The sequence below is a fragment of the Streptomyces hyderabadensis genome (assembly GCF_020404845.1).
GTDB classification, from domain to species: Bacteria; Actinomycetota; Actinomycetes; order Streptomycetales; family Streptomycetaceae; genus Streptomyces; species Streptomyces hyderabadensis.
Genome location: NZ_JAIOJZ010000098.1, coordinates 1 through 15,990, shown reverse-complemented (window position 1 = coordinate 15,990; position 15,990 = coordinate 1). Strand labels below are relative to the sequence as shown.

The window sequence follows — 15,990 nt, the reverse complement described above, 5'->3', positions numbered from 1 at the left end:
CCCGCCACACCGTGGCCAGGAAGTCCATCAGGGCGCACTGCAGCTCCCACATCTGCGGCTGCGGCCGCATCCCCGCCAGCCGGGCCAGCGACAGGGAGTCCATGACCTCGCCGTACACGTCCAGCTGGAGCTGGTTCACCGCGTCGTTGCCGATGCGTACGGGCGCGGAGGCGGCGAAGCCGGACAGCCACGGAAGCTCGTACTCGGGCAGCCGCCGCTCGCCCGCGACGCCGTACATGATCTGCAGGTCGGACGGATTGCCCGCGACCGCGCGCAGCAGCCAGTCGCGCCAGGCCTCCGCCTCCTCCAGATAGCCGGCCGACAGCAGGGCGCCCAGGGTGAGGGTGGAGTCGCGCAGCCAGCAGAAGCGGTAGTCCCAGTTGCGCACGCCGCCCGGCTCCTCGGGCAGCGAGGTGGTGGGGGCGGCCACGATGCCGCCGGTGGGCTGGTACGTGAGCGCCTTCAGCGTGATCAGGGAGCGGACCACGGCGTCCCGGTGCGGACCCTGGTAGCGGCAGCGCGCCGCCCACGCGCGCCAGTCCTCGACGCTGTGCTCCAGCGACACGTACGGGTCGATCAGGGGCGGCCGGGGCTCGTGCGAGGGGTGCCAGGTCAGCACGAACGCGACCTTCTCGCCCTCGGCGACGGTGAACTCCGCGTGCGTCCCGAAGTCCTCGCCCCAGGTGTGCACCTCGGGCTCGCTGCGCAGCCACGCCGAGTCCGGTCCGGCGACGGCCACCCGGTGCCCGTCGGCCCGGCGCACCCACGGGACGATCGAGCCGTGGTCGAAGCGCAGCCGCAGCACGCTGCGCACGGTGACCTCACCGCGCAGGCCCTCCACGATGCGTACGAGGTCGGGGGCGCGGTCGCGCTGGGGCATCAGGTCGGTGACGCGGACCGCGCCCTCCGCGGTCTCCCACTCGGTGTCCAGGACGAGGGTGTCCGGCCGGTAGGCCCGCCGCGTGCAGCGTTCCGCGCCCTTGGGGGCGATGCGCCAGTGGCCGTTGTCCTCGTCGCCGAGCAGCTTGGCGAAGCAGGCGGCCGAGTCGAAGCGGGGCAGGCACAGCCAGTCCACGGAGCCGTCCGTGGAGACCAGGGCCGCGGTCTGCTGGTCCCCGATGAGCGCGTAGTCCTCGATGTGGGGGTGCACGGGTTGACCTCTTCCCGGCCTCGGCCGGAGCAATCGGATCCGCCCGCGCGCTCCCGTCGCGGGGCTACACCGCCGCGGGTTCCGGCTCCGCGGGCTCCACGTCCTCGGCACTCTCCCGGTCGCGCCTCTCGCGGCGGACCAGGAACCACCAGCCGACCGGTACGGCCGCGGCGAACAGCCACCACTGGATGGCGTAGGCGAAGTTCAGCGCGGCGTTCTCGTTGCCGGGCTTGCCGATCAGCTCCGGGGTGCCGTTCTTCGGCTCGGGAGTCTTCAGGACCACGTACCCGCCGAGCACCGGGGCGTCGAGGCGCTCGGCCTGCTGCTCGCTGTTGATCAGCATGATCTGCCGGTCCGGGAGGCCGTCGAGATCCTTGATGCCGCTCGCCTCGGTCGTCTCGTCGGGCATCAGCCGCCCGGTGAGGGTCAGCTCGCCCCGGGGCGGCGCGGGGACCTTCGGGAACGCGGTCTGGCTCGGGCCGTCCGCGGGGATCCAGCCCCGGTTGACCAGCAGGACCTTGCCGTCGTTCAGCACGAACGGGGTCAGTACGTGGTAGCCGATGTTGTCGTCGCCGTCGGTGCGGCGGCGGACGACGACCTCGTCGTCCGTGTCGAAGTGGCCCTTCGCGGTGACGGTGCGGTACCGCTCACGCGTGGTGATCTCCTTGCCGGGCGCGGTCAGCGACTCCACGGGCACCGGTGACGCGTCGAGCGCGCGCGCGACCAGGTCGTTCCGGGCGGTGCGCTCCTCGTAGCGGTGCATCTGCCAGAAGCCCAGCCGGATCATCGTGGGGATGAGCAGCACGGCGACCAGCGTGAGGATCACCCACTGGCGGGACAACAGGAAGCGGTACACGCATCGACGGTACCTTGGCCGGGTTCGGCCCTCGCGAGGAGGTCCCCGCGAGGGCCGCAGCGCCGCGCCGGCGCCTCACGCGAAGCGCTCACACCTTGTCGACGATCCCCGCCCTCCCCTCCGCGCGGGCGCAGTGGGCGCCGCAGAACCAGTGGCCGTCGACCTCGACGCCCTGGCCGATGATCTGCACCCGGCAGTGCTCGCAGATCGGGGCCATCCGGTGGATCGCGCAGGAGAAGCAGTCGAAGACGTGCACCGCTCCCTGGGCGTGGACCTCGAAGGACATTCCGTAGTTGTTGCCGCAGACTTCGCATGTCGCCATGCGCCACAGGGTGGGCCGTCCCCGCGGACACCGGCGGGCGGGCGCCGGGCGAGTCGCCCGGAATCACCCGTCCGTACGGCTCCGTGCCCCCGGGGCGTCAGGCCTTGGCGTCGGCGGGCTCGACGTCCGCGAGCAGTTGCCCGAAGGCCGCCTCGTCCACCACCGGCGTGCCGAACTGCCGGGCCTTGACCACCTTGGAGGTGCCCGAGTCGGGGTCGTTGGTGACCAGCAGGCTGGTCAGCCGGGACAGGCTGGTCGCGACGTGCAGCCCGGCCTCGACGGCACGGTCCTCCAGCAGGTCGCGCTCGATGGAGGTGTCACCCGAGAAGGCGACCCGCATGCCCTGCTTGAGTCGTTTGCCCTCTTCGTACCGGCCCGGGTTGGGATAGGGGCATGCGGGCCTCTTGCGGGCGGGTCGCCAACTGTTCGGCCGGTAGCCCCCGTAGCCCGCCTGCTGCCCGATCCGGGGCGAGGGCCGGTCCGACCACTCGGTCAGCGGCAGGCACTCGTGCAGCGGCAGCCGCAGGCCGCCCGCAGCGGCGGCCAGCAGGCTCGGCCGGAACGCCTCCGCCAGCACCCGCGCGTCGTCCAGCGCGTGGTGCGCCCGCTGCTGCACGACGCCGAAGTGCGCGGCCAGCGACTCCAGCTTGTGGTTGGGCAGCGGCAGGTCCAGCGCCTTGGACAGCGCGATGGTGCACAGCCGTTGCCGAACCGGCGCCTCGCGCCTGGCGCGCGCGTACTCACGGGCGATCATCTGCCAGTCGAAGACCGCGTTGTGCGCGACCAGGACCCGCCCGTCGAGCCGGGCCGCGAACTCCTCGGCGACGTCCGGGAAGAGCGGCGCGTCCCGGAGCACCTCGCTCGTCAGACCGTGTATCCACACCGGCCCCGGGTCGCGCTCCGGGTTGACCAGGGTGTACCAGTGGTCCTCGACCTCGCCGCGAGCGTCCAGCCGGTAGACGGCCGCCGAGATGATGCGGTCGTCGCGGGCCAGGCCGGTGGTCTCCACGTCGACGACCGCGTACCCCTGCGGATACGCGGCCGGCCACGCCGTGGCGGACGGCGCTGCGGTCGTGCGGTCTTCGAGCATGGTCAATGAGGATACGGGCCGGGACCGACACTCCGGTCCCGCAGGGGGCCCGTGCCGCCAAGTTCCGGGCGCCGGGGGAGCGTTGCGGCGCCCGCGGGCGCACTCACCACCGGATCGGCACCGGAAGGGCCGTCAGAAGCCCCGACACGGCGACCACGACGCCCAGCGCGGCCACCTCCGCGCGCGCGGGGGAGCAGGCGGTCAGCGGGTCGGCCGCGCGGCCCAGCCGGATCCTGGCCCACAGCGCGAGGCCGGCGACGGCGGCCACCAGGAGCACCTTGGCGAGCAGGACCCGTCCGTACGCGGTCTCCGTCAGCTGGTCCAGGATCGTGCCCGCCGGCATCCGGCGCAGCGAACTGCACACCCCGGTCGCCGTCAGGACCGCCAGCAGGACGGCCGCCACGCGCGCGTAGAGCCCGAGCAGGGCCCCTCCCGCCTCGGCGCCCCGCCACCGCCGCAGCGTCCGCAGCGCGTACAGCAGACCGCCCACCCACAGCGAGGCGCAGGTCAGGTGAACGAGGGTCAGGCCGGAGCCGAGCAGCGGGCTGTACTCGGTCGTGGGGTGGGCGCGCAGCGCGTCCGCGACGATCACCGCGGCCAGCGGCCACACCTGGAGTCCGGGCCGCCGGGAGGTGGCGCACAGCCAGGCCGCGAGGAAGCCGTTGACCTCCAGCAGGGCGAGCTTGCCGTCGCGGGAGGCGTAGAGACCGCCGACGTCGATGTCGGCGGCGGAGCCCGGCACCAGGTTGCCCGTGGCCACGACCGAGGCCAGCCCGAGGGCGGCGACGAAACCGGCGGCGGCCGCGTACGGGGACCAGCTGCGCGGGCGGTCCGGGGGAGCGCCGGGCAGCGACCGGGCCAGGCGGTTGACGAAGAGTTCGCCGAGCGGCACGCTCAGCGCGGCGAAGAGCACCGTGCGCAGCAGGGCGATGCCGCCGGTGCCGGGTGCCTCGGCCTCCCCGGTGCCGTGCAGGGCGGGGGACGGGCCGAGCACGGGTATCAGCGCGCCGAGCGCCACCAGTACGAGTACGGCGACCGTCCGGCCGGTGCCGGAGGGCCGCGCGTGGCGTCCGGCGTCGGTGGTCCGGGACGGGGGTCGTATCGAGGTCACCCCAGGATCTTCACCAAGTCACCAGATCCGGGCAAGTTCGGCACGTTCCGCCGTCGCCCTCACGAGTCCCCTGCCGTGCCGGTCACGGACGCGTCCTGCGGGTGGGAAGCGGCCGACCACCACAGCCGCACCTCCTTGCGCACGTCCGTGGGCCGCAGCTCCCACCCCTGGGCGAGGGCGACTTCGGCGACGTACCGTCCGCCGACGCCGCGGTAGACGCGCCGGGGTATCTCGCACTCCACGGGCGGCCGCGCCTTCTTCGGTTCGCGCGGGGCGGAGGCCTTGCCGTACGACGACGGGGGCGGCGGGCCGGGTGGCAACCGGGCCGCCGCCCCCGCGTCACGCACGGGTACGCATACCGACTACCAGGTCACCGCGTCCAGCGCGTCGGCCATGCCCCAGCCGTAGAAGCCGTTGCGGTTCTTCGGGCCCTCGCACACCGCGTCGACCTTGCCGTCGCCGTCGATGTCGTACGGCTCGGTGCACGCCGTGGCGTCGGCCTCGGCGTACAGCAGGGCCTTCACCGTGGCGGGGGAGGCGTGCGGGTGCGTCGACTTGATGAGGGCGGCGACGCCCGCGACGTGCGGGGAGGCCATCGACGTACCGGCCATGTAGCCCCACTTGCCGCCGGGCAGCGTGCCCAGGATCAGTCCGCTGGTGGCGGGCGGCTCCGGGGTCTGGTAGGCCGTCGAGTCGCCGCCGGGCGCGGCGATGTCGATGACGCCCCGGCCGTAGTTGGAGAAGGACGACTTGAGGCCCTTGGCCCCGGTCGCCGCGACCGTCACGACACCCGGCAGCTGGGTCGGGATGTCCAGGCACTCCGACGGGTCGACGGTCCGGTCGCCGGGCGTGGTGTCGTTCGGCGAGGACGGGTCGGTGATCTCGTCGGAGGCGAGGTCGTAGTTCTCGTTGCCGGCCGCGGCGACGTTGACGGCGCCCTTCTTCTCCGCGTACCGCGAGGCCCGCGTGACGGCCTCGACGAGCGCCTTCTGGTCCGGGTCGTCCTTGCAGTTGAAGTACCACGGGTCGGTGTAGTAGCTGTTGTTGGTCACGTCGACGCCGTGCTCGGCCGCCCACATGAAGCCGCAGACCACGGCCTCGGTGTAGAAGAAGCCGTCGGGGTTGGAGACCTTGATGCCGGCGACCTTCACCCCGGGCGCCACGCCGGTCATGCCCACACCGTTCTTGGCGGCGGCTATCTCCCCGGCCACGTGGGTGCCGTGCGGGCTCTCCGCCGCGCTCGGCCGCCAGGCGCCGTCGGTGGTGTCCGGCTTGCCGGCGACGCAGTTGACGGAGGCCCCGCGGTCGAAGTTCGGGGCGATGTCCGGGTGGGTGTCGTCGACGCCGGTGTCGATGACGGCGACGGTCACCTTCTTGCTGCCCAGCGACTTCTCGTGCGCCTTGTCCGCCTTGATGGCGGGCAGGTCCCACTGCAGCGACTCCAGCGGGTCCTGGCCCCCGGCCTTCGTGGAGGCGGCCTTGGCGGCGGCCAGCTCCGCGCCGTCGAGCACCTGCGGCGCGCCCGTGTCGGTGGTGGCGGCCGAGGGCAGCGGCGCGGTGCGGGTGGCGCCGGCCGACTGCACGCCGCGCACCTTGCGGACGCTCTTGGCGAAGTCGGGGTTCGCGGAGTGGACGACGATCACGCCGATCCGGTCGTACGACGTGACGATCGTGCCCCCCGCCTTGGCTATCGCCCGCCGCACGGTGGCCGAAGGACGGTGGCCGGGGGCGACGTTGACGACGTAGCTGAGCGAGGTCGCGTCCGCCGCCGTCGAGGGGGCGGCCTCAGCCGCGGGGGCCGCGGCGGCCGGGGTGCCCGGCAGGAACGCCAGCGAGGCGGCCACGGCCAGTCCGGCCGGGATCGCGAGGGCGCGGCGGTGACGCGGGTGGGGTGCGGTCATGCGTGGTGTCTCCAGTCCGTCGGGAAAGCTCGGGGAACGAGCCGGCGTCTGGAGCGCGGATCGCGCGCGGAACGCAGATGATCCATGGGGTCTCCACATCATCCGGCAGAAACGGCACCCGCCCGGGACACGGTAACCGGGCAGGTACATGACGTAGTGGTGCAGGGTGAAGCTATCCCCCGAAGCCGCTGGCCAGCAATGACCCGCAACGGGTGACTTCGGAAAGTGCCACCGGTGTTGAACCGGTCCCCGCGGGGCGCCGTGTCGTTGGACAGGGAGCCCGAGCATCACCGGTTCCCTGCGAGAACACCGAGGTCCAAGCCGTCATGTCCGTCGTACGAGGAGACTCCGTGGCCACCGACGCACCGCCCCCCTCGAAAGAGGAACGCCCACTTCCGTCCGCCGAGGAGTTCTCCGAAGTGCAGCAGAGCGCTGAGTTCGCCGAACTGCGCCGCTCCTTCCGCTCCTTCGCGTTCCCGCTGACCGTCGCCTTCGTCGCCTGGTACCTGCTCTACGTGCTGCTGTCGAACTACGCGGGCGGCTTCATGGGCACCGAGCTGTTCGGCAACATCAACGTCGCGTTCGTCTTCGGCATCGCGCAGTTCGTCACCACGTTCCTCATCGCCTGGTGGTACTCGCGACACGCCGCCGCGAAGCTCGACCCCAAGGCCGAGGCCATCAAGTCCCGGATGGAGGGCGGCGCATGAGCCCCGCACAGTCCGTTTTCGCCGCCGAGCTGGCCGCCAACGAGGCGAGCGAGCACCGGCCGCTGATCATCACGCTCTTCGCGGTCTTCGTCGCCGCGACGCTGTTCATCACCGTCTGGGCCGGCCGCCAGACCAAGGACGCCGCCGACTTCTACGCGGGCGGCCGCCAGTTCAGCGCCTTCCAGAACGGCCTCGCCGTCTCCGGCGACTACATGTCGGCGGCGTCCTTCCTCGGCATCGCCGGCGCCATCGCCCTCTTCGGCTACGACGGCTTCCTGTACTCCATCGGCTTCCTGGTCGCCTGGCTGGTGGCCCTGCTGCTGGTCGCCGAGCCGCTGCGGAACTCCGGCCGCTACACGATGGGCGACGTCCTCGCCTACCGCATGCGCCAGCGGCCCGTGCGCACCGCCGCCGGCACCTCCACGATCGTCGTCTCGATCTTCTACCTGCTGGCCCAGATGGCGGGTGCGGGCGTCCTCGTCTCGCTGCTGCTGGGCATCACCTCCGACGCGGGCAAGGTCCTCATCGTCGCCCTCGTCGGCGTCCTGATGATCGTGTACGTCACCATCGGCGGCATGAAGGGCACCACCTGGGTCCAGATGGTCAAGGCCGTGCTGCTGATCGGCGGCACCATCCTGATCACCTTCCTGGTGCTGCTGAAGTTCGACTTCAACGTCTCCGACCTGCTCGGCAAGGCCGCCGAGAACAGCGGCGCGGGCTCCGCGTTCCTGGAACCCGGCCTCCAGTACGGCGCGAGCGGCACCACCAAGCTCGACTTCATCTCCCTGGGCATCGCCCTGGTGCTCGGCACCGCCGGCCTGCCGCACATCCTGATCCGCTTCTACACGGTGCCCAACGCCAAGGCCGCCCGTAAGTCCGTGAACTGGGCGATCGGCATCATCGGCGCCTTCTACCTGATGACCATCGCCCTCGGCTTCGGCGCGGCGGCGCTCGTCGGCAAGGACGAGATCGTCGCGTCCAACCCGTCCGGCAACACGGCGGCGCCCCTGCTCGCACTGCACGTGGGCGGCGTCGACTCGGCCTGGGGCGCGATCCTGCTCGCCACGATCTCGGCGGTGGCCTTCGCGACCATCCTCGCCGTCGTCGCCGGCCTCACCCTCGCCTCGTCCTCGTCCTTCGCGCACGACATCTACGCCAACGTCATCCGCAGGGGCCAGGCCACCGAGAAGGAGGAGATGCGGGCGGCCCGCTGGGCGACCGTGTTCATCGGCATCGTCTCCATCGCGCTCGGCGCCCTCGCCCGGGACCTGAACGTGGCCGGCCTGGTCGCGCTGGCCTTCGCGGTCGCCGCGTCCGCCAACCTGCCGACGATCCTCTACAGCCTGTTCTGGAAGCGCTTCACCACCCAGGGCGCCCTGTGGTCGATCTACGGCGGCCTGATCGTCGCCGTCGGCCTGGTGCTGTTCTCACCGGTCGTCTCCGGCGACCCGACGGCGATGTTCCCGGACGTCGACTTCGCCTGGTTCCCGCTGAAGAACCCGGGCATCATCTCGATCCCGTTCGGCTTCCTGATGGGCTGGCTCGGCACGGTCCTGTCGAAGGAGGAGCCCGACAAGGCGAAGTACGCGGAGCTGGAGGTCCGGTCCCTGACCGGCACCGGAGCGCACTGACGCCCCCGCCCGACCCGCACCGGCGCGGCCGCTCGTAGTTCCCTACGACGCGGCCGCGTCCCGTGTCGTGGGATCGGGCGGCTGTCGATGTCGGACCGGTCACGTAGGCTCGACGGTGTCGGAGGAGAGAAGCGCTCCACCGATCCGCGTCGAGGGAGGGGGCCCACGTGCTCATCGACACCTACGGCCGAGTGGCCACCGACCTGAGGGTCTCGCTCACCGACCGCTGCAATCTGCGCTGCACCTACTGCATGCCCGAAGAGGGCCTCCAGTGGCTCGCCAAGCCCGACCTGCTCACCGACGACGAGATCGTCCGCCTCATCGGCATCGCGGTCACCTCCCTCGGCATCGAGGAGGTCCGCTTCACCGGCGGGGAGCCGCTGCTGCGCCCCGGCCTGGTCGGCATCGTGGAGCGCGTCGCGGCTCTCTCCCCGCGCCCGCAGATGTCCCTCACCACCAACGGCATCGGCCTCAGGCGCACGGCGACGGCCCTGAAGGCCGCGGGCCTGGACCGGGTCAACGTCTCCCTGGACACCCTGCGCCCGGACGTCTTCAAGACCCTCACCCGCCGGGACCGCCACAAGGACGTCCTGGAGGGCCTGGAGGCCGCCCGCGAGGCCGGGCTGACCCCGGTCAAGGTCAACTCGGTCCTGATGCCGGGGCTGAACGACGACGAGGCGCCCGACCTGCTCGCCTGGGCCGTCGAGCACGAGTACGAACTGCGCTTCATCGAGCAGATGCCCCTGGACGCCCAGCACGGCTGGAAGCGCGAGGGCATGGTCACCGCCGGTGACATCCTGGCCTCCCTGCGCACCCGGTTCGAGCTGACCGCGGAGGGCGCCGCGGAGCGCGGCTCGGCCCCCGCCGAACGCTGGCTCGTGGACGGCGGCCCGCACCGCGTCGGTGTCATCGCCTCCGTCACCCGCCCGTTCTGCTCGGCCTGCGACCGCACCCGCCTGACCGCCGACGGCCAGGTGCGCACCTGCCTGTTCGCCACCGAGGAGACCGACCTGCGCGCGGCCCTGCGCTCCGACGCCCCTGACGAGGAGATCGCCCGGATCTGGCGGCTGGCCATGTGGGGCAAGAAGGCGGGCGCGGGCCTCGACGACCCGGCCTTCGTCCAGCCGGACCGCCCGATGTCGGCGATCGGGGGTTAGGGAGAGGCGATCAGGGCCGGTCGGATCCCTCCGGGGCTTCCCACTCGGTGAGCGGGACGACGTCCTTCAGGAAGCCCCGCACCCCCAGGAACTGGGACAGGTGCTCGCGGTGCTCCTCGCACGCGATCCACGTCTTGCGGCGTTCCGGGGTGTGCAGCTTCGGGTTGTTCCACGCCAGCACCCACACGGCGGGGGTGCGGCAGCCCTTGGCGGAGCAGATCGGGGTGGTTTTGTCACTCACGGTTTCGTCTCACAGGTCCCCACACAAGGCGACGCCGAGCAGCCACGGGGGGAGCTGCCCGGCGTCGGTCCGTCGCTCCGACGGGGGATGCGGAGCGCGTACGAAGTATGTCACGGCCCACCCGTCGCCCGGCACCGGAACAACACGATTCATCTGAGCATTTCTTCGGCCTGGCGTGGAATCGACGCCGCCGGGAAGGGCCGCACCGGTCACGGACGGCCGCGCGACTCGCCGCCCGCACCCGGCGCCGGATCGGCTCCGGCGCCCTCCGGGACGGATTCCGCCGCACCGCCCCCGGCCCGTGGCGGCATGATCATCGGCGGGGTCGGCGCCGTCACGAACGTCGACGGCAAGGATGGCGCATTCTCACGCCCGGCGTTGGCGATCACGACGGCGATGTACGGCAGGGCCGCCCCGAGGATCAGGGCCACGATCGCGACGTGCCGTTCCACGTTCCACAGGCAGACCGCGAGGATCACCGACGCCGTGCGGATCGACATCGAGATGATGTACCGCCGCTGCCGCCCGCGCACGTCCTCCTGGAGGCCCGTCCGGGCCCCGGTGATCCGGAACACCTCGGCACTGCCGCCGGCACTCTGCTTCCGCATCTGGTTCCACCATCCGCCCGCATCGGACACTCCCCGCCCCGCTCTCGTCCGCGGCCGCTCGGGGACTCCGGTCCCGGACAAGTCCCCACGTTACGCCGTGCCTGCGCCGCTCACGAGACCGGGGCGCCCCCGGTCCGGCCGCACCGCGTGCGCCGCCCGGCGCAGGCCCGGTACCCCGTTCGGCGGTACGCGGCATGCGCCGTACGCGGTACGCCCGAACACTGGTGGCAATGCTCGCGTAGAGCCGGACGAGGAGGCAGCCATGGGCTGGTTGTGGGCGATCATCGTGGGATTCGTGCTCGGCTTGATCGCCAAGGCGATCATTCCCGGCAAGCAGCACATGCCGCTGTGGCTGACCACCATCTGCGGCATGATCGGCGCGATCGTCGGCAACGCCATCGCCCGCGCGGCCGGTGTCGAGGCGACCTCTGGCATCGACTGGTGGCGGCACCTGTTCCAGCTGGTGGCGGCGATCATCGTGGTCGGCCTAGGCGACGCGGCCTACACCTCGATGCGCGGCAGCAGGCGCCGCGGACGGGCCTGACCGCACCCTCGGGGGCGGCGGTCCCCCGGGACCACCCGGGCACGGCGAAGGGGCGGGTTCCGGCAGCCGGAACCCGCCCCTCGCGCGTGCGCCCGCTCAGGCGCCGGTGATCTCCACCGCGGCCAGGTTCTTCTTGCCGCGGCGCAGCACCAGCCAGCGCCCGTGCAGCAGGTCCTCCGTGGCGGGGACGGCGTCCTCGCCGGCGACCTTGGCGTTGTTCACGTAGGCGCCGCCCTCCTTCACCGTGCGGCGCGCGGCGGACTTGCTGGCCACCAGGCCCACCTCGGCGAACAGGTCGACGACCGGGGCGGGCTCGGCGACCCGGACGTGCGGCAGCTCGGACAGGGCCGCGGCCAGCGTCCGCTCGTCCAGCTCCGCGAGGTCGCCCTGGCCGAAGAGGGCCTTGGACGCGGCGATCACGGCGGCCGTCTGGTCGGCGCCGTGCACCAGCGTCGTCAGCTCCTCGGCCAGCGCGCGCTGCGCGGCCCGGGCCTGCGGACGCTCCTCGGTCTGCCGCTCCAGCTCCTCCAGCTCCGCGCGGGAGCGGAAGGACAGGATGCGCATGTACGTCGAGATGTCCCGGTCGTCCACGTTCAGCCAGAACTGGTAGAACGCGTACGGCGTGGTCATCTCCGGGTCGAGCCAGACGGCGCCGCCCTCGGTCTTGCCGAACTTGGTGCCGTCCGCCTTGGTCATCAGCGGCGTCGCGTAGGCGTGCACGGACGCGTCCGGCTCCAGGCGGTGCAGCAGGTCGAGGCCGGCCGTGAGGTTGCCCCACTGGTCGCTGCCGCCCTGCTGCATCGTGCAGCCGTACCTCCGGTAGAGCTGGAGGAAGTCCATCGCCTGGAGCAGCTGGTAACTGAACTCCGTGTAGCTGATGCCCTCGGAGGACTCCAGGCGGCGGGCGACCGAGTCCTTGGTCAGCATCTTGTTGACCCGGAAGTGCTTGCCGATGTCCCGCAGGAACTCGATCGCCGACAGGCCCTCGGTCCAGTCGAGGTTGTTGACCATCACCGCGGCGTTCTCGCCCTCGAAGGACAGGAACGGCTCGATCTGGCCGCGCAGCCGCTGGACCCAGCCCGCGACGGTCTCCGGAGAGTTCAACGTGCGCTCCGCGGTCGGGCGCGGGTCGCCGATCTGACCCGTGGCCCCGCCGACCAGCGCCAGCGGCCGGTGCCCGGCCTGCTGGAGCCGGCGCACGGTGAGCACCTGCACCAGGTGCCCCACGTGCAGGGACGGCGCGGTGGGGTCGAAACCGCAATAGAACGTGACGGGACCGTCCGCGAGCGCCTTGCGCAAAGCGTCCTCGTCGGTGGACTGGGCGAACAGCCCGCGCCACTTCAGCTCGTCGACGATGTCCGTCACGGTTCTCGTGTCTCCTTGAGTGGTCTCGCGAAATCAGGTACGAGGTTATACGCCCTGGCTGACAGAGCTCATATTGAAATCGGGGACCCGCAGTGCGGGCATCGCGGCCCGGGTGAACCAGTCGCCCCACTCCCTGGGCAGCGTCTTCTCCGTACGCCCGGCCTCCGCGGCCCGCCCCAGCAGGTCCACCGGGGACTCGTTGAACCGGAAGTTGTTCACCTCGCCCACGACCTCGCCGTGCTCCACGAGGTAGACACCGTCCCGGGTCAGCCCGGTCAGCAGCAGCGTCGCCGGGTCGACCTCGCGGATGTACCAGAGGCAGGTCAGCAGCAGCCCCCGCTCCGTGCCCGCGACCATGTCGTCAAGGGACCGGCCGGGATCACCGCCGTCCAGGATCAGGTTGCCGATCGCGGGCGCCACCGGGAGCCCGGTCAGCCCCGCGCCGTGCCGGGTGGTCGTGAGCCGGTGCAGCTCGCCGTCCCGGATCCAGTCGGTCGCCGCCACCGGCAGCCCGTTGTCGAACACCGACTGGTCGCCGCCCGAGGAGTGCGCGACCACGAACGGCGCGCTCTCCAGCCCCGGCTCGTGCGGATCACTGCGCAGCGTCAGCGGCAGCGCGCCGAGCCGCTCGCCGAGCCGGGTGCCGCCGCCCGGCTTGGAGAACACCGTGCGCCCCTCGACCGCGTCCCGCCCGGACGCCGACCAGTACTGGTAGATCAGCAGGTCCGCGACCGCGGTGGGCGGCAGCAGCGTCTCGTACCGCCCCGCGGGCAGCTCCACCCGCCGCTCGGCCCAGCCGAGCCGTACGGCCAGCTCGGCGTCGAGGGCCGCCGGGTCGACGTCCTTGAAGTCCCGCGTGGCCCGTCCCGCCCAGGCCGACCGGGTACGGTCCGGCGACTTGGCGTTCAGCTCCAGCGTCCCGTTCGGCTGGTCGTGCCGCAGCCTGAGCCCCGCCGAGGTGCCCAGGTACGTCGAGGTCATCTCGTGGTTGGCGAACCCGTACAGCTCCCGGCCGCCCGCACGCGCGCGGGCGAACGCCTCCCCGAGCGCCGACGCGAAGTCGGCGAACACCGCCGAGGAGGTCTCGGCGGGCGCGTCGGTGAAGTCCGGCGAGGCCGCCGGGCCGGTGACGAGGGGCTGTGCGTCCTCGGCGGGCCCGGCGCCCCGCGCGGCGGCCTCGGCGGCCCGCACCAGGGACTCCAGCTCGTCCACGGTCACGGCCGACCGCGACACCACCCCGGACGCCGTGCCCTGCTGCCCGTCGACGGTCGCGACGACCGTCAGCGTGCGCCCGCGCGTGACGCCGTTGGTGGTCAGCGCGTTGCCCGCCCAGCGCAGGTTGGCGGTGGACTCCTCGTCGGCGATGACCACACAGCCGTCCGCCCGGGACAGCTCCAGCGCCCGCTCGACGATCTCGTGCGGCTTGCTGCTGCGGACGCTCATCGACCGGCCTCCTGCGTGGTGTTCAGAATGTTGACTCCCTTGAAGAGGGCGGACGGGCAGCCGTGCGAGACGGCCGCGACCTGCCCCGGCTGGGCCTTGCCGCAGTTGAAGGCGCCGCCCAGCACGTACGTCTGCGGGCCGCCGACGGCCGCCATGGACCCCCAGAAGTCGGTGGTCGTCGCCTGGTACGCCACGTCCCGCAGCTGCCCGGCGAGCCGCCCGTTCTCGATCCGGAAGAACCGCTGACCGGTGAACTGGAAGTTGTACCGCTGCATGTCGATCGACCAGGACCGGTCCCCGACGACGTAGATCCCGCGGTCGACGCCCCCGATCAGATCCTCGGTCGACAGCCCGCCCGGGTCCGGCCGCAGCGACACGTTGGCCATCCGCTGCACCGGCACATGGGCGGGGGAGTCGGCGTAGGCGCACCCGTTGGACCGCTCGAACCCGGTGAGCTTCGCGATCCGCCGGTCCAGCTGGTAACCGACCAGCGTGCCGTCCTTCACCAGGTCCCAGGACTGGCCCTCGACGCCCTCGTCGTCGTACCCGATCGTCGCCAGGCCGTGCTCGGCGGTGCGGTCGCCGGTGACGTTCATCAGCTCGGAGCCGTAGCGCAGCTTGCCGAGCTGGTCGAAGGTGGCGAAGGAGGTGCCGGCGTAGGCGGCCTCGTAGCCGAGGGCGCGGTCCAGCTCGGTGGCGTGCCCGATGGACTCGTGGATGGTCAGCCACAGGTTCGACGGGTCGACGACCAGGTCGTACAGCCCCGCCTCGACGCTGGGCGCCCGCATCTTCTCGGCCAGCAGCTCGGGCATCTCGGCCAGCTCGGCCTCCCAGTCCCAGCCGGTCCCGGTCAGGTACTCCCAGCCCCGCCCGGCCGGCGGCGCCAGCGTGCGCATGGAGTCGAACTCGCCGCTGGAGTCGTCCACCGACACGGCGGTGAGCACCGGGTGCAGCCGTACCCGCTGCTGGGTGGTCACGGTCCCGGCGGTGTCGGCGTAGAACTTGTTCTCGTGCACGGTGAGCAGCGAGGCGTCCACGTGGTCGACCCCGTCGGCCGCCAGCAGCCGCGCGCTCCAGTCGGCCAGCAGCGCCGACTTCTCCGCGTCGGGCACGGTGAAGGGGTCGACGTCGTACGCCGAGACCCAGGTCTTGTCGGCGTGCACCGGCTCACCGGCCAGCTCGACCCGCTCGTTGGACCCGGCCGCCCTGATCACCTGCGCCGACAGCTTCGCCATCGCCACCGCCTGCGAGGCGACCCGGGCGGCGGCGTCCAGGGTCAGGTCCACGCCGGACGCGAACCCCCAGGTACCGCCGTGCACCACCCGCACCGCGTACCCGAGGTCGGTGGTGTCCGAGGACCCGGCGGGCCGGGCGTCCCTCAGCCGCCAGGAGGCGTTGCGCACCCGCTCCAGCCGGAAGTCGGCGTGCTCCGCCCCGAGCGCACGCGCCCGGGCGAGAGCGGCGTCGGCGAGGGCGCGTAGGGGGAGTGCCGTGAAGGCTTCGTCGATGCTGTGAGGCACCTGCGTCTCTTTCTGTCGACATGACCGGTCGTCTGCCGCGACACCGGGGGCTGCGCCGCATCATGTCGCGTCGGGGGGCCGGCGACCACACCTTTCCCACCGCGGCGGGGACCGGTGGCCGGGACCGGTTCTGTAGGGATCCGACAGCCAGCCCCGTAAGCCACTGTGGGTGCCCGAGTCTCTGAGCGAGGTCGGGGACCGATAGGTTTTCGAGGAAGCCGCCTGCTGTCGCCGTCCGCCGTACGGGTGACCGGGCGGGTGCGCCAGAACGCTATGGAAAGGGTGATCCGATGAGCCGCTCGGTTCTCGTCACCGGAGGAAACCGGGGCATCGGCCTCGCCATC

General features: G+C 72.1%; 16 protein-coding genes. 4 read left to right on the top strand and 12 right to left on the bottom strand.

What is annotated here, in order from left to right:
* The 7 genes from K7854_RS36240 to K7854_RS36210 all read right to left on the bottom strand — a co-directional run.
* On the bottom strand, positions 1 to 1,150 hold a 1,150-nt coding region (locus K7854_RS36240), incomplete at its 3' end, for a glycoside hydrolase family 15 protein (RefSeq protein WP_226030815.1).
* A gap of 64 nt (positions 1,151 to 1,214) precedes the next feature.
* Positions 1,215 to 2,006, bottom strand: coding sequence for an SURF1 family cytochrome oxidase biogenesis protein (locus tag K7854_RS36235; RefSeq protein WP_226030814.1), 792 nt, complete (start codon positions 2,004 to 2,006; stop codon positions 1,215 to 1,217).
* Between the two features lie 88 nt (positions 2,007 to 2,094).
* Complete coding sequence (locus tag K7854_RS36230; RefSeq protein WP_051777537.1) at positions 2,095 to 2,328, bottom strand: metallothionein; 234 nt, start codon at positions 2,326 to 2,328, stop codon at positions 2,095 to 2,097.
* Positions 2,329 to 2,425: 97 nt separating this feature from the next.
* Positions 2,426 to 3,418, bottom strand: a complete 993-nt coding sequence (locus K7854_RS36225) for a DEDDh family exonuclease (protein ID WP_226030813.1) — start codon at positions 3,416 to 3,418, stop codon at positions 2,426 to 2,428.
* Positions 3,419 to 3,521: 103 nt separating this feature from the next.
* Positions 3,522 to 4,529 carry a CopD family protein gene (locus K7854_RS36220; protein ID WP_226030812.1) on the bottom strand — a complete coding sequence of 336 codons (1,008 nt, stop codon included), beginning with the start codon at positions 4,527 to 4,529 and terminating at the stop codon, positions 3,522 to 3,524.
* A gap of 59 nt (positions 4,530 to 4,588) precedes the next feature.
* Positions 4,589 to 4,876, bottom strand: a complete 288-nt coding sequence (locus K7854_RS36215) for a hypothetical protein (protein ID WP_226030811.1) — start codon at positions 4,874 to 4,876, stop codon at positions 4,589 to 4,591.
* Positions 4,877 to 4,891: 15 nt separating this feature from the next.
* Positions 4,892 to 6,430 (bottom strand): S8 family serine peptidase, encoded by a 1,539-nt coding sequence (locus K7854_RS36210; protein WP_226030810.1) that lies wholly within the window; start codon positions 6,428 to 6,430, stop codon positions 4,892 to 4,894.
* Positions 6,431 to 6,780: 350 nt separating this feature from the next.
* Between K7854_RS36210 and K7854_RS36205 the strand changes: the two genes are divergently transcribed.
* The 3 genes from K7854_RS36205 to moaA all read left to right on the top strand — a co-directional run bounded on the left by K7854_RS36205 (position 6,781) and on the right by moaA (position 9,925).
* Positions 6,781 to 7,137, top strand: a complete 357-nt coding sequence (locus K7854_RS36205) for a DUF485 domain-containing protein (RefSeq protein WP_226030809.1) — start codon at positions 6,781 to 6,783, stop codon at positions 7,135 to 7,137.
* On the top strand, positions 7,134 to 8,768 hold the full coding sequence (locus K7854_RS36200; RefSeq protein ID WP_226030808.1) for a monocarboxylic acid transporter: 1,635 nt from the start codon (positions 7,134 to 7,136) through the stop codon (positions 8,766 to 8,768). The genes K7854_RS36205 and K7854_RS36200 overlap by 4 nt, the downstream gene beginning before the upstream one ends.
* A 167-nt stretch (positions 8,769 to 8,935) precedes the next feature.
* Positions 8,936 to 9,925: a GTP 3',8-cyclase MoaA gene (moaA, locus tag K7854_RS36195; protein ID WP_226030807.1), complete on the top strand. Its 990-nt coding sequence runs from the start codon at positions 8,936 to 8,938 to the stop codon at positions 9,923 to 9,925.
* 10 nt (positions 9,926 to 9,935) lie between these two features.
* On the opposite strand, the gene K7854_RS36190 is transcribed toward moaA, so the two are convergent.
* Both K7854_RS36190 and K7854_RS36185 read right to left on the bottom strand, forming a co-directional pair.
* Positions 9,936 to 10,166: a hypothetical protein gene (locus tag K7854_RS36190; protein ID WP_226030806.1), complete on the bottom strand. Its 231-nt coding sequence runs from the start codon at positions 10,164 to 10,166 to the stop codon at positions 9,936 to 9,938.
* A gap of 209 nt (positions 10,167 to 10,375) precedes the next feature.
* The gene (locus K7854_RS36185; RefSeq protein WP_226030805.1) at positions 10,376 to 10,774 is read right to left on the bottom strand and encodes a DUF3099 domain-containing protein; all 399 of its coding nucleotides are present in this window, start codon (positions 10,772 to 10,774) and stop codon (positions 10,376 to 10,378) included.
* A gap of 262 nt (positions 10,775 to 11,036) precedes the next feature.
* Here K7854_RS36185 and K7854_RS36180 point away from each other — a divergent pair, with 262 nt between their 5' ends.
* Positions 11,037 to 11,318 (top strand): GlsB/YeaQ/YmgE family stress response membrane protein, encoded by a 282-nt coding sequence (locus tag K7854_RS36180; RefSeq protein WP_030184872.1) that lies wholly within the window; start codon positions 11,037 to 11,039, stop codon positions 11,316 to 11,318.
* Between the two features lie 96 nt (positions 11,319 to 11,414).
* Here the strand turns inward: K7854_RS36180 and tyrS are convergent, their stop codons facing one another.
* The 3 genes from tyrS to K7854_RS36165 are packed head-to-tail and all read right to left on the bottom strand — an operon-like array spanning position 11,415 to position 15,646.
* Positions 11,415 to 12,683 (bottom strand): tyrosine--tRNA ligase, encoded by a 1,269-nt coding sequence (gene tyrS / locus K7854_RS36175; protein ID WP_226030804.1) that lies wholly within the window; start codon positions 12,681 to 12,683, stop codon positions 11,415 to 11,417.
* Between the two features lie 45 nt (positions 12,684 to 12,728).
* On the bottom strand, positions 12,729 to 14,126 hold the full coding sequence (locus tag K7854_RS36170) for a metallopeptidase TldD-related protein (protein ID WP_226030803.1): 1,398 nt from the start codon (positions 14,124 to 14,126) through the stop codon (positions 12,729 to 12,731).
* Positions 14,123 to 15,646, bottom strand: coding sequence for a TldD/PmbA family protein (locus tag K7854_RS36165; protein WP_226030802.1), 1,524 nt, complete (start codon positions 15,644 to 15,646; stop codon positions 14,123 to 14,125). The genes K7854_RS36170 and K7854_RS36165 overlap by 4 nt, the downstream gene beginning before the upstream one ends.
* Positions 15,647 to 15,990: the final 344 nt, after the last annotated feature.

What these genes read in the sequence shown, in the direction of transcription:
- K7854_RS36230 (WP_051777537.1), bottom strand. Translation starts at nt 2,328, where the DNA reads ATGGCGACATGCGAAGTCTGCGGCAACAACTACGGAATGTCCTTCGAG.
- K7854_RS36225 (WP_226030813.1), bottom strand. Translation starts at nt 3,418, where the DNA reads ATGCTCGAAGACCGCACGACCGCAGCGCCGTCCGCCACGGCGTGGCCG.
- K7854_RS36210 (WP_226030810.1), bottom strand. Translation starts at nt 6,430, where the DNA reads ATGACCGCACCCCACCCGCGTCACCGCCGCGCCCTCGCGATCCCGGCC.
- K7854_RS36200 (WP_226030808.1), top strand. Translation starts at nt 7,134, where the DNA reads ATGAGCCCCGCACAGTCCGTTTTCGCCGCCGAGCTGGCCGCCAACGAG.
- K7854_RS36185 (WP_226030805.1), bottom strand. Translation starts at nt 10,774, where the DNA reads ATGCGGAAGCAGAGTGCCGGCGGCAGTGCCGAGGTGTTCCGGATCACC.
- K7854_RS36180 (WP_030184872.1), top strand. Translation starts at nt 11,037, where the DNA reads ATGGGCTGGTTGTGGGCGATCATCGTGGGATTCGTGCTCGGCTTGATC.
- K7854_RS36170 (WP_226030803.1), bottom strand. Translation starts at nt 14,126, where the DNA reads ATGAGCGTCCGCAGCAGCAAGCCGCACGAGATCGTCGAGCGGGCGCTG.